The following is a 13446-nucleotide window of genomic DNA, read 5'->3' on the forward strand; positions in this document are numbered from 1 at the left end:
AGGCATCGCGGATACACAGCATTGCGTTGCGGGGGCGCTGCGGTGAAGGGTGAATCAAAAGCAAACGCTTTCTCAACGTTCGGCGGGGTCTTCACGCCGTGTGTGTTGACGATTCTTGGCGTGATCATGTTTCTGCGGTTCGGCTATGTGGTCGGCCAAGCAGGCTTGTTCGCGACGTTGGTGATCGTTCTCGGAAGTAAACTCATTACTACGTTGACGACGTTGTCGTTGTCAGCGATCGCGACCAACACGCGAGTCGAAGGTGGTGGCGCTTACTTTCTGATCAGTCGCAGTTTGGGTCCAGAGTTTGGTGGCGCGATTGGGCTGGTCTTCTTCGCCGCACAGGCTCTTTCTGTCGCGATGTATGCAATCGGGTTCACCGAAGCACTTGTATTGTTATTGCCCGAAGGGACTTCGCCAACGCTGATTGCGACGCTGACCAATGTCGCCGTCACCGCATGTGTCTGGGTGGGCGCAGGCTGGACAATCAAAATCCAATTTGTGATTTTGGCTTGCGTTGTCGTTTCGTTAGTCTCGTTTTTCTTAGGGACGACGGCGCACTTTGACCCAAACCTGTTGGCGACGAATTGGTCGACGGGATTCACCGCAGACGAATCCTTCTGGACGATCTTTGCTCTCTTCTTCCCCGCGGTGACGGGGATCATGGCGGGGGCGAATATGTCAGGTGACTTGGAGGATCCGGCCAAATCGATTCCACGCGGAACTTTGGCTGCCGTTGTTGTCACCATGATTGTCTACGGCGCGATGGCAATCTTCCTTGCCGGCAGTGTGGGACGCGACTCGTTGATCGGCAACAACATGATCGTCGGCGAGATCGCAGCGTTTCCCACGCTGATCACCTTGGGCGTTTTTGCGGCGACGTTGTCGTCCGCACTTGGCAGCATGATGGGGGCGCCGCGAATCTTGCAGTCGCTGGCAAAGGACCGTGTGTTTACGTCGCTGACGCCATTTGGTGAAGCTCGTGATGGAGAGCCGCGTAAAGCAATATTGGCGACCGCGCTGATCGCCCAGGTCGGTATCGTCGCGGCCGACCTGAACACGATCGCGCCACTGATCACGATGGCGTTCTTGGTGACTTATGGGTTGTTGAATCTGGCGACGTTTTATGAATCAATCACCAATAACCCCAGCTACCGTCCTCAGTTTCGCTACTGCAACTGGTTGACCTCATTGTGTGGCGCGGTCGGATGTGCGGTGGTGATGTTGTTGATCGACTGGCGATGGGCAATCGTCGCTAGTTGCTTAGTCGGCGCGCTGCATCAATATCTGTCTCGTGCAAACCTAGACACCGATTGGGGTGACATTAACAGTGGACTGTTGTTTGAACGCACGCGGCGCAACCTGCTAAAGCTTGAAGACAGCCTTTATCACCCCAAAAACTGGCGGCCCTTTGTACTTGCACTCAGCGGCACCGGTTTCAGTCGTCCGCATTTGGTCGTGTTCGGAAGTTGGCTTACACGTGAAACCGGCATGATGCTGTTGGGCCAAGTCATCGCAGGTGGATTTGAACACCGAAGCGAGCGACTGGCCAACCAAGAATCGATTTTGCACTCGCTGATCAAGGAACAGCAGCTTGTCGCTTTTCCTGGTGTCGTCATCGCGAGTGACTATACAGCCGGGGTACAGGCTCTAGTTCAGTGCCAGGGGCTCGGCCGGGTTCGTCCGAATGTCGTCTTGATGGGATGCCCGCTGTCGAACGATCGGATGAAGGTGTTTTGCCGTCTGCTTCGAAACTTAGAGGGGCTCGACCGAAGCGTTGTCGTTCTCCGTCAGACCGAGGAACCGGAATCGGAAGCCGTCGCACCGACGGGCACCGTCGACGTTTGGTGGCGGGGACGCGTGAACGGTGAATTGATGGTCTTGCTGGCCCACCTGATGCTTTCACATGACGCATGGCGGGGGCGCCAACTGCGGTTGTTAAGGGTGGTACAGTCTGAATCGGGAATTGACGAGGTAAAATCCCATCTGGAGCGTTTGTTACGGGCGGCCAGGATTAGCGGAAAAACTAAAGTAGTTGTGTCGGACAATGCGGCGACCGCGATCCAAACAACCAGCCGCGACGCGGCGTTTGTGTACCTGGGTCTGGCGACCCCCCAGGAATCCGACGATGATGAATTTTTGCAGCGAATCGAAACGTTGGTTGGTGATCTCCCACGAGTCGCGTTCGTTCGAAGTGCCGGCGGAATGAAGCTCGAAAGCTAATGACCAACAGCGTGTTCAAACAGTCTGCGATCAAGAGCGGTTTGGTAACTGATTCGCAAATCGCCAAAGTTGTCCAGAAGGTGCAAACCGACGATGACTCGATCGTCGCCGCGACATTGGTGAAAAGCGGACTGATCACCGAATACCAGGCTCAGCAACTGCACGCCGGACGCACTAAGCTGACTTTGGGGCCCTACCTGATTACGGATTGGATCGGGCAAGGCGGAATGGGGCAGGTCTTCAAAGCAGTTCACAACGTGATGGGGCGAGAATGCGCTGTCAAAGTTTTGCCGTTGGAAAAGTCGACCGCTTTGTCGCGAGATTCTTTCGCCCGTGAAATCCGTTTGCAAGCCGGATTGGATTGTCCCTATGTCGTGCGTGCGTTTGATGCCGGACAAGATGGCAACGTGCATTATTTGGTTACCGAATTCATCCCGGGCACCGATTTGCGAAAACTGGTTCGGCGTGGTGGTGCACTAAGCATGAGTCATGCGGCGCTGGTTGTTTCACAAGCCGCGCGAGGGTTGCAGTACGCTCACGACATCGGATTGATTCATCGCGACGTCAAACCGGGCAACATTTTGGTGACGCCTGATGGTCGTGCAAAGGTCTCCGACATCGGGTTGGCTACATGGAGTATGGGGCTGGACGATGACCCTCGTGCCGGAAAGATCGTTGGAACCGCCGACTATCTTTCGCCGGAACAGATCCGAAATCCACGGTCGATCGGTCCGGTCAGTGATATCTATTCGCTCGGCTGTACCTTGTACTACACGGTGACGGGAAAGGTGCCTTTTCCGGGTGGTGATTCGAAAAGTAAGTGCAAGCGACACTGTGAACAAACGCCTTGGCACCCTCGCAAATTCGCTCCAGACCTGTCTGAAGATTTCGTCGATACGATCGCAGATATGATGGAGAAGGATCCGACTCGGCGGATCTCATCAGCTGCCGAAGTGGCTGAGCGATTGGAGGCTTGGTGCACGACGTCCTTTGAAGTCGATCGCCCAATCGAAAGGCGTGCATGGACGGCGCCCCCGATTGGCATTGAATCACAGGAGGACGAAGGCGCCGATAGCGACGGCCCGCCTCCGCAGGCAGATGATGCGCTATCAAAGTTTCCGGCGCTGGGCTCGTCGGCAGCCCCGGCATCGGACAGCCAGATTCCACCGCTTTTGGATCAGCCGATTGATCCGGCAATGGCACGACATCGCCGCAAACCATTTCCCATCGGTTTCGTCGCCGGGCTGTTGGTCGGGATCGTTATCGGGGGCATCACCGCATTGCTAAGCGTGCGTGAGTACTTTGCCCAGTAAAAGCCCCCCGCAAAAAGCATCTCGCGACATGCTGTTAGAGGTCGTCCCAATTGGGGCGAGTGAGGATCTCTTTTAGCAAGAATGCTTGCTGGGCTCCGTTGGGATGAGCCAAATTGGCCAGCAAGTCTTCGATCGCGTTACCCGTCAATTCATGTTCGGCACCAAGTTCGACAACATCGGAACTCGGTAGCGAGCGTTGTGTTTCGGCCAACTTCCGCTTCGCCTGTTCGGCCCTACGTTTGGCCTCTGCCAGCTGGCGTTGCTGTTCGGCGAGTGGATTGGTGGTTTCGATCGGTTCGCCAAGCAAAATCGGTTCATCGTCTTCGCTGCGTACCTGTCTTTCACGCCGCGAATCGGTGTACTGAGGTGCTTGTCGTTTGGGGCGAGCGGCCGATGCGCGATCGTTATCACGGCTTGCGGGGCGACCGCCGGCTTTAGAACGCCCAGTTGCTTTACCCTGTTTTTGAGCCCGGCGTTCTGCTGCACGTTTGAGAAAGTCTTCAAGATCGCCAGCCATAATGATGCTCGTTTGAGGGCGGCGTATAGATGCCGTGCTTGTGCAAAGTTCCAACTGAACGATAGGGTTGGACTCCAATGAGCCGTACCGCGCTAGCGGTGGTTCTCGCTCGGACAACCGGGGCTAACGCCCTTCGGCTAATCCGATAATCAAAGCCCTATGAGCCGTACCGCGTTAGCGGCGGTTCTCGTTTGGACAACCGGGGCTAACGCCCATCGGCTAATCCGATAATCAAAGCCCTATGAGCCGCACCGCGTTAGCGGCGGTTCTTGTTTGGACAACCGGGGCTAACGCCCGTCGGCTAATCCGACAATCAAAGTCCTAAGAGCCGTACCGCGTTCGCGGCGGTTCTCGCTCGGACAACCTGGGCTAACGCCCTTCGGCTAATCCGATAATCAAGCTGGAACTCCGTACTAAGTTCGTTTGATCTGGTTGCTGTTTCGTGATTGGCCGGTGTTGGCGATGGCCTTTCGCATTTCTGTATCGGCGTTGACGTTTTGCAATTTGTAATAGTCCAAGATATGCAACTTGCCAGTTCGAAATGCTTCACTCATCGCTTGTGGAACCGCTGCCTGAGCCATGACCAGTTCGGCTCGGCTTTCTTCGATCTTGGCTTCCATTTCCTTTTCTTCAGCAACGGCCGAAGCACGCTTTCCTTCTGCGCGGGCACGTGCGACTTGGGTGTCGGCTTCGGCTTGGTCAGCCATCAGTCGGGCACCGATGTTGGCTCCCACATCAATGTCCGCGATATCGATTGACACGATTTCAAACGCGGTTTGTGAATCGAGGCGTTTTGCCAACACCGCCTTGCTGATCACATCGGGATTTTCGAGCACCGCGGCATGGCTCTGGGCGCTACCGATCGCGCTAACGATACCTTCACCGACGCGGGCAATAATCGTCTCTTCGGTCGCACCGCCGATCAGCTGCTGCAGGTTGGCACGCACGGTCACGCGAGCGCGAACTTTCAACTGGATGCCATCTTTCGCGACGGCGTCCAGTGACGGTTTCACAGCGCCGCGTGGGGGGCAATCGATGACTTTCGGATAGACGCTCGTTTTGACCGATTCCAAAACGTCTCGGCCAGCCAAGTCAATCGCAGCGGCTTCGCGAAATGTCAGCGAAATTGTCTTGGCTTTCTTTGCCGCGATCACAGCGCGGATCACTTGTTGCACGTTTCCGCCAGCCAAGTAGTGAGCTTCTAAAGCGTCACTTGTCATCGCCGGATCATCCAGGCCCGCTTGGACACACATGATTCGGCTTCGCACGATCGATCGAGCATTGACTTTGCGAAATGTCATTCCGATCAGGTCGCCAATACCGACCCCGGCACCGGTCAGAAACGACTGAATCCATAGGCCGAAATAGTTGGCGAAAATCAACACCAGCACCAAGATGAAGCCGATCACCATCAGCGCTAGAACAAGTCCCACTCCTGTGATGTCGCTCGCGCTAAGTCCCAACAGTTGCAAGCCTATCGCCGAGTCGGCTAGCGACAGGTTTAACCCGCCGTCGTTTGGAAAGGTGGACCCGAAGACCATTGTGCTACGTCCTGTCAGTGTAAATCGAGTTCATCCGCTGGTACATAATTTCCCGCCTTGGCGCACCTGTGTCAACTGAGGAAGACGCTGTCTTGTTCGGCGTTGCTAGTTCGATTGGTTTGGATCGTCTTGAAAGTCACTGAAGTCAAATGTCTCTAGAGAGCTTTGTGGAAGCTTGGCCGAGTCTTGTTCGGTTTCGATTGCCTGAACGCTGATCTGGTCATTTTGCCCGAATTCCTGAGTGACGTTGCTGATCTGATCCACCGAGCGTTCACTTGGTCTATCAACTTGATCTGCATCCGTGATCGGCCGGACTTTCAGTTTCCCAGCGATCGCGCTGATCACGATGACCTCGGTTCCCGCATCGATGGGAACGCCTTGTGAAACCGCATCCAATCGCTGGCCGTCGATCACGATCAGTCCGGCCGGAAGTAAATTCGATTTGGCGATCCCAATCTTGCCAACCAAGTCTTTGCGTTTTTCGCCTTTGCGAGTCAGGCTTTCCGTCGGCAGGTCGATCTGCCCAGGAGTGCGATTGAGAATGATTTTTCCAATCGGCGTTTGTGGCCAGATGCGCACGGCAAAGTACAGCAGTACCGGGGTGGAAACGCACACGCATGTCGTCACCACGATTCCGCTGATAGGGCCGTGCGTAAAAGCGATCATGATCGATGCGATTGCGGTAATTGCGGCACCGATTCCAAGCGTTCCACCGGTCGGCAAAAAGAACTCGCCGATTAGAAGAATGAAGTACAGCCCTAGTAATCCAAACGCATATAGCAGTTGCACCCGTTAACCCTCGACCACAACGCGAGTGCCCTGAACATCAACCACCGTGACAGTGCTGCCTTTATCAATCATCGATCCGTCGCTGACCACTTGGATGATTTGATCACCGAACTGAGCTTTTCCACTGGGACGTAGCGGTGTTGTCGACGTGCCTTGCTGACCTATCAACCAGGCGTAGTCAGCAATCTTTTCGGCTTCATGAATCGCGACCGTGTCCGGCGATTCCATGATCAAGTGACGGAAAAGCGGTACGTGTGGGAACAGCTGACGCATCAAGACGAAACCACCGACCATCCCGAGCAGGCCAACGATCGCTGCCCACAGCCCGCGTGTCAGGACTGCCAACTGAAAAGAGTTTTTCGGTAGCACAAAGGTTTGGCTCATCAAGACAATAGAGGCGATCGTCATGATCATTCCACCAATGCCAAAGATCCCAAAGCCCGGAATGACAAAGATCTCTAGCCCGATGCAGCCCAGCCCCATGATCAGCAACACAAGCTCCAGCCACTCGGCGGTACCGGCTAAGTAATTCATCCAGAAAAATAGACCGAAGCAGACCATCGCGAAGAAGCCAGGGACACCGATTCCGGGGGCGTTCATCTCGGCGCTCAAGGCAACGAATCCGACCATCATCAGGATCATCATCAACCCTTTGTTGCGTCCCAAACGTTCGACGAATCGGATCACTCCGCGATCAGAAACGGGAGCAGGAATCGAAGAAAAACCAGCGCGTACCGCAGCGTCTTGGAGCGACTCGCTTTTAGCTTCGGCCAATCCGAGTTCGATTGCACGGTCGGCGTTGATCCCTTCGCTGAAGTCAATCCGTTCGCCTTTTTCCCAGCGGTCTCTCTCCAGTTGTGGGTCTTCCACTCCGGCGACTAAATCGTCCTGACTGCAATATTTGATTTGGCCGGTTTTCTTGTTTGTGAACTGAAAAATCTCCAGCTCGGGGCAAAGTAGACCTCGTATCAGGCCAGCGGGACGTTTCGTCGATCGAGCAATTTGGTCGATCAGCTGGCTGTGATTATCGATGTCAATGATCGAGACAACGTCAGAGCCTTTGCCACCCAAGGTTGCGTCGGGCTTGATGTAAAGCGGTTTGCAGGAAACGGCAATCAACGCACTATCGGCGCGTGCTTCACGAACGACGAATCCAGGGACGCTGCGCAGTGGTGATTCGGGGATTCCAAACATGCTTGCCAAAATCGCACTTTGGTCCAAGTCACCGCCGACAGAGTCGATCGAAACCAGCCAGGAGTTGACACCGTTTTCAAGCGATGCAGTTAAATTGCTTTGCCACCTTCTGACGCGGTTGTGTGAAACCGATCCGGCGATCTCCAAATGAACGCCTTTGATTTCACCGGTCGACGAATCGCCTTCGGCGGGAATCAATTCGGCAAGGTCCAAGACGTCGCAAACGTCTTGGGAATCGGCTACCAAGCCGGCGGCGATTCTCGCCGAACGCAATTGATCAGCTGAAATCGTCGTCGCGGCGCCGGGGGCACTCCAGATCTCTTCGCCAACGACTTGATCGGTTTCACGCAGTTTCACAATTTCGCTGCCAGCGGCGAATGACTGCTCACCATCGACAGTATTTAGCTTGGCAAGCTCGACTTCGGGATCGATCAATGCGTTGACAACCGGCTCTGGAAAGACGCTGCGTTTGGCCGCGACAGAGACGTAAGTCAGTTTGATTGTCTCGTCATAGTCGCTCTCTCCACTAGAGGCATCGGTGAGCTTTCCGGATGCTGAAACCAGCAGCGAATCGGAGGCCAGGATGGGAAGGATCGAATGCCCTGTCACCGAACCTTCGACCCAAGAGACGAGCCTCAATGAGCGGAGTCGGTTGCCGGTCATCGCACGAGCAAGCTTTAGGGCATCTTCAAACGACGTCGCTTCACCTCCAGTGGATTCGGAAGTGTACCGAAGCACAACATCAAGCCTGCCATCTTTCGGTGCAGACTCGACCAAGCGTTCGAGTGTCCCGATCAGCGAGATTGTGGACTGGCTATCCAAAGGAACCGGTACATCGACCAAGTACCCACGCCGAGCTTCATCTGAAAAGGAGGCCTGAGGACAGAGACAGATCCACAGCCCTAGCGGCAGTAGGAATGATAAATAGCGCGTCGTTTTGTCCACGACACCCGCTCCGGTTCGAAAGGTTTAGTGACAGATGCATTATAGGGCACGAAACCAGTTCGGCGAGGTCGGTCGAAGTTCAGCTACACCAGACGGTAGTGGACGAAGCGATGAGTCCATGCCCTGACGCTCTGGCGTAACCCATCAGCCGGCACGCGCCAGCGTGCGGTTCTCCGCGGGGTTGATCAAAATTTAATTGCGGTAACCGTCGCTAGCGCGATGCGGCTCAGGTTGACAGATTCATCAGCCGCTACGCGCCAGCGTGCGGTTTTCCACGGGTTCTACCGCCCCGCTTTCCTCGCGAAGGCATTCCTGACCGCTGGCACCCTCACCCCCAGCCCCTCTCCCTCAAAACCTTCGCGGGAATATCTATCGGAATGGCAGCGTCGTTAGCGCGAAGGTTTCGAAGGAGAGGGGAGCTCGTGTGGTTTTCGTGCAACCTCAAGCTTCAACTTTCATCAGCCGCCACGCGCCAGCGTGCGGTTTTCCGCGGGTTCTACCGTCCCGCTACTCTCAGGAACCGTCGCTAGCGCGATCACGGCTCAGTTCTGAATCGATGTCGGCGCCAAAAAAAATCGCCCGGTTCAAATGAACCGGGCGATGATTGATTTTGATTGGGAATCTGTGTTGCTAACCCGCAACTCGCAGACTCGGGCGAGATTCGTTGGTCAGCATCGAACGTAGACGTTCAAACTCTTCGTTATCGCTGAAATGAATCGTGATGCGTCCTTTTCCACGGGCGCTGCTTTTGATTTCCACTTTGGTACCGAAGACCATTCGGAATTCTTGTTGCATCGCTTCGAGGTGTGGCGAGAGGGTGCTTCGCTTTTGCCGCGTGGCGTTGACAATCTTTCGTCCCGTCTCACGATCCTCTTCTTCGCGTAGCATTTCTGCGACAAGCGATTCGGTCGCACGAACACTGATGCGTTCTTCCATGATCTTGTGGGCGGTCGTTAACTGCACTTGGTCATCGCCGATGGGCAGCAATGCTCGGGCATGCCCGGCCGTGATCTTACCGTCTTGCAACAGATCCAGCACGTCTTTGGGCAGTTCCAAAAGACGCATCAGGTTTGCAATCGTGCTTCGGTCAATACTGAGACGCCGCGCGAGGTCGTCTTGTTTGCAGCGGTGTTCGTCGATGTACCGCTTGAAGGACATCGCTTTTTCAATTGGGTTGAGGTCTTTTCGTTGCAAGTTCTCGATGATCGCCAATTCGGCAACCAATCGGTCATCTGCCTCGCGTACCTCGGCACGGATTTCTTTCAATCCGGCGTGGATTGTCGCTCGAAGACGCCGTTCGCCACTGATCAGCTGATACTTGCCGTCCACGATGCGGACCAAGATCGGTTGCAGTTGCTGATGGCTGCGAATGCTTTCGGCAAGCGAAGCGATTTCATCTGGATTGAATTCGCGTCGTGGCTGAAACGGGTTGGCCTCGATCTGGTCAACTTGCAGCATCAGTGGCTTTACACCCGAAGAACCATTGCCGTCGCCGGACGATTCGGGGATTGGGTTGCCTTCATCATCCAGTGGGCTGCCCAATAATGCGGCCAAGCCTTTTCCTAAACGACGATCCTTTGTTCCGGCTGATGAACTAGTCACGCTGCAGTACCTCCATGCACAACTGCGTATAGGCGTATGCACCTCGGGAGCGTGGTGCATATTGAAAAACACTTTTGCCGTGACTAGGTGCTTCGCTTAGCGAAACGTCCCGTGGCACGACGGATTCGAAGACGATATCACCGAAAAACTCGCGGACTTCCTGGTCTACTTCGCGAGTCAGTTCGAGGGCGGGATCATACATGGTCAGTAGGATCCCACCAAAGGTCAGTCTGCCCTTGGTGGCGACGATGACCCGTTTAATGGTTTGGATTAGTTGTGTCAGGCCTTCCATCGCGAAGTACTCGCACTGAATCGGAATCAGTACTTCGGTGCTGGCGACCAGTGCCGACTGCGTCAATTCACCCACGCTGGGCGGACAATCAATCAGAACAAAATCATATTGCTCGATGACGCTGTCGAGATGTTTGCGAACTCGGTCCGCCTGCTGGTCATCTGCAGTCGCGAGTAGGTCAACATCTTGAAAAGTACGGCTGCCGGGCAGCAGGCTGAGTTTGGATTGTTTGGTTTCGACGATGGCCCCATCGATCGAAGCGTCGCTAACGAGGGCGTGTCCCGTTGTGGGTTCACATCCCAGCGAGCTGGTCGCATTGCATTGAGGGTCCATATCGAGCAGCAAGCAGGACTGGTTGGCCAAAGCCAGTGCCGAAGCCAGATTTACAGCCGTGGTGGTCTTGCCCACACCGCCTTTCTGGTTGACGACGCACAAGATTCGGCCCACGAATCAGACTCCACGATTGCTTAAGTTTGACGGTTCCGGTTCTTGGTTCCGCCGTTCACGTTTCGCGGGAAACTAAGCGAATGACGATTAGTGAAACAAGATCGGTTTCACAAGAAACAGCGCCCGCAAAGGCACCCCAACCCGTTCCCGAAGGTCTGACTAGTGGATTCGCAATTACGAGGCCGTCATTAGCAAGAGCAAAATGTCGCGTGTTTGGAGCAGATCGGAAAGGAAATTTTGCTGGGCGGTCAGAGGTTTTAAGAGTCGAGATTGGTAACGAAGATTTTTTTCGCAGTCTGAAGATTCATCAGCCGCAGCGGCCAGCGTGCGGTTGTGTGTGGCAGTGTTGATCTGCGTTTAGTCTCGGAAACCGTCGCTAGCGCGATCACGGCCCAGTTTGGTGGATCTGCTTCATCAGCCGCAACACGCCAGCGTGCGGTTCTCCCCGGGATCTGCTCCCGAACGCACGCACCCTCACTCCCAAGCAGCGTAAATCAAACCGTCACGGTAGTGGACGAAGCGATGAGTCCATTCCATCAAACAGGCTCCACCTTCCAAACAAAAACGCCCGGGGAAATCCCGGGCGTTTGGCGTTTGTTTTTGGTTCAATTGCGAAAATCGCGTTTTGAAGCCTAGTATCGGTAATGGTCAGGCTTGTAGGGGCCTTCGACTGGGACGCCCAGGTAGTCCGCTTGTTCTTGCGACAGCTTGGTCAGTTTTGCGCCGAGCTTATCGAGGTGCAAACGAGCGACTTCTTCGTCAAGCTGCTTGGGCAGCATGTAGACTTTTTTGACGTACGTGTCGTTGTCACGATTGCCCCACAGCTCCATCTGAGCCAAGACTTGGTTGGTGAACGAGGTGCTCATCACAAAGCTTGGGTGGCCGGTGGCGCAACCGAGGTTTACGAGGCGGCCTTTGGCCAGGATGAGGACGCTACGGCCAGAATCGGCGAAGGTGTAGCGATCGACCGCACCGATATCGGCAGGCTTGATTTCATCCTTGGTCGCGCGTCCTTGCTCGACTTCGCTTTCCAACCATGCGACGTCGATTTCGGTGTCAAAGTGCCCGATGTTGCAGCAGATCGCATCCTCAGGCATTTCTTTCATGTGCTCGCCGAGGATGATGTCTTTGTTGCCAGTCGTGGTGACGAATAGATTGCCTTCTTTGCAGGCGTTTTCCATCGTCGTGACTTCGAAACCTTCCATCGCGGCTTGCAGAGCGTTGATGGGATCGATTTCGGTAACGATCACGCGGCACCCATATCGTTGCAGGCTGTGTGCACAGCCTTTGCCGACATCGCCATAGCCGCAGACCACGGCAACTTTGCCAGCGAGCATGACGTCGGTCGCTCGCTTGACACCGTCAGCCAAAGACTCCCGGCAACCGTACAAGTTATCGAACTTGCTTTTGGTTGCGCTATCGTTGACGTTGATCGCGGGAACAGCCAGCTTGCCCGTTCGGTTGAGAACTTCGAGACGGTGAATACCGGCGGTGGTTTCTTCGCTGATCCCGTGGATCTCTTCTAGCAGTTCTGGGAACCGATCGTGAACCATGGCGGTCAAGTCACCACCGTCGTCCAAGATCATGTTCAGCTTTTCGCCGGAAGGGAACGTCAGGGTTTGCTCGATGCACCAATCGAACTCTTCTTCCGTCATGCCTTTCCAGGCGTAGACGGGAATGCCAGCTGCGGCGATTGCGGCCGCGGCGTGATCTTGAGTGCTGAAGATGTTGCAGCTACTCCAAGTGACCTCGGCGCCCAATTCAACCAGCGTTTCGATCAGAACCGCGGTTTGAATGGTCATGTGCAAACAGCCAGCGATGCGAGCACCAGCCAGCGGTTTTTCCTTGCCGTACTTAGCGCGAAGTGCCATCAGACCTGGCATTTCGTTTTCAGCCAAGTTGATCTCTTTGCGGCCAAATTCGGCCAGCTTGATGTCTTTGACTCGGTACGGCAATCGTTCGGTATCGGCTTGCGACACGGTATAACTCCTTGGGTTGTGACGGAGCGGATCTCCGTCCAATCAGGGGCCACGAACCTACCGCAGGGACTCCCGCTGGTACGCGCTCCCAAAACGCGTTTCGAGACTGGAATGCCAGTCCCGGACCGGACCTTCAAGCGACGTGCTGAAGAACTGTTGTCCGGTCATTTGGGCGAATAGTCTAACGCCCGTTTGGGTTTTGGGCACGGGGTGCACGGGCGCTTCTTATTGATTGGTTCGACAGATCCGTGGGATCGTGAATCCAATGCACGACATCCCATAGTCTAGGCGAAACAGCGTCACCTTGCGATTGAGAGATTTGCTATCACAAGCGGATGATTGGGGAGTATTAGCCGCTGGCGCGTCGGTGTGCGGTTGTGTGTGCGGGGTTGGTCTGAGTCTAGAACCGCGGGCTGGCGCCCAGCGGCTGATTTGGACAGTTCCAATTTTCATCAGCCGCAATGCGCCGGTGTGCGTTTGTGTGTGCGGGGTTGGTCTGAGTTTAGAACCGCGGGCTGGCGCCCAGCGGCTGATTTAGCCAATTCCGAATTCATCAGCCGAAATGCGCCAGCATGCGGTTATATGTGCAGGGTTGATCAGCATC

Annotated in this window: 9 protein-coding genes; 2 read left to right on the plus strand and 7 right to left on the minus strand. The window is 55.1% G+C overall.

What is annotated here, in order from left to right:
* Nucleotides 1-42: 42 nt before the first annotated feature.
* Complete coding sequence (locus LOC67_RS13240) at nucleotides 43-2223, plus strand: amino acid permease (protein WP_315861055.1); 2181 nt, start codon at nucleotides 43-45, stop codon at nucleotides 2221-2223.
* Entirely contained in the window at nucleotides 2223-3536 is a 1314-nt protein-coding gene (locus LOC67_RS13245; RefSeq protein WP_230263087.1) for a serine/threonine protein kinase, read from the plus strand. The genes LOC67_RS13240 and LOC67_RS13245 overlap by 1 nt, the downstream gene beginning before the upstream one ends.
* A 34-nt stretch (nucleotides 3537-3570) precedes the next feature.
* On the opposite strand, the gene LOC67_RS13250 is transcribed toward LOC67_RS13245, so the two are convergent.
* From LOC67_RS13250 to ahcY, 7 genes are all read right to left on the minus strand, one after another.
* Nucleotides 3571-4053: a hypothetical protein gene (locus LOC67_RS13250; RefSeq protein WP_230263088.1), complete on the minus strand. Its 483-nt coding sequence runs from the start codon at nucleotides 4051-4053 to the stop codon at nucleotides 3571-3573.
* Nucleotides 4054-4466: 413 nt separating this feature from the next.
* The gene (gene floA / locus LOC67_RS13255) at nucleotides 4467-5465 is read right to left on the minus strand and encodes a flotillin-like protein FloA (RefSeq protein WP_230263746.1); all 999 of its coding nucleotides are present in this window, start codon (nucleotides 5463-5465) and stop codon (nucleotides 4467-4469) included.
* A 234-nt stretch (nucleotides 5466-5699) separates the two neighbouring features.
* On the minus strand, nucleotides 5700-6383 hold the full coding sequence (locus LOC67_RS13260; protein ID WP_230263089.1) for an NfeD family protein: 684 nt from the start codon (nucleotides 6381-6383) through the stop codon (nucleotides 5700-5702).
* A 3-nt stretch (nucleotides 6384-6386) separates the two neighbouring features.
* Nucleotides 6387-8522 (minus strand): NfeD family protein, encoded by a 2136-nt coding sequence (locus LOC67_RS27595; protein ID WP_230263090.1) that lies wholly within the window; start codon nucleotides 8520-8522, stop codon nucleotides 6387-6389.
* A gap of 630 nt (nucleotides 8523-9152) precedes the next feature.
* Nucleotides 9153-10124 (minus strand): ParB/RepB/Spo0J family partition protein, encoded by a 972-nt coding sequence (locus tag LOC67_RS13270; protein ID WP_230263091.1) that lies wholly within the window; start codon nucleotides 10122-10124, stop codon nucleotides 9153-9155.
* Nucleotides 10117-10863, minus strand: coding sequence for a ParA family protein (locus LOC67_RS13275; protein WP_230263092.1), 747 nt, complete (start codon nucleotides 10861-10863; stop codon nucleotides 10117-10119). Before LOC67_RS13275 ends, LOC67_RS13270 begins: the two co-directional genes overlap by 8 nt.
* 632 nt (nucleotides 10864-11495) lie before the next feature.
* Nucleotides 11496-12842, minus strand: coding sequence for an adenosylhomocysteinase (gene ahcY, locus LOC67_RS13280; RefSeq protein ID WP_230263093.1), 1347 nt, complete (start codon nucleotides 12840-12842; stop codon nucleotides 11496-11498).
* Between the last annotated feature and the right edge of the window lie 604 nt (nucleotides 12843-13446).

Source organism: Stieleria sp. JC731 (assembly GCF_020966635.1).
Lineage (GTDB): Bacteria > Planctomycetota > Planctomycetia > Pirellulales > Pirellulaceae > Stieleria.

Bases quoted from the DNA above. Each gene is read 5' to 3' on its own strand.
- LOC67_RS13245 (WP_230263087.1), top strand. From the start codon at position 2,223: ATGACCAACAGCGTGTTCAAACAGTCTGCGATCAAGAGCGGTTTGGTA.
- LOC67_RS13250 (WP_230263088.1), bottom strand. From the start codon at position 4,053: ATGGCTGGCGATCTTGAAGACTTTCTCAAACGTGCAGCAGAACGCCGG.
- floA (WP_230263746.1), bottom strand. From the start codon at position 5,465: ATGGTGATCGGCTTCATCTTGGTGCTGGTGTTGATTTTCGCCAACTAT.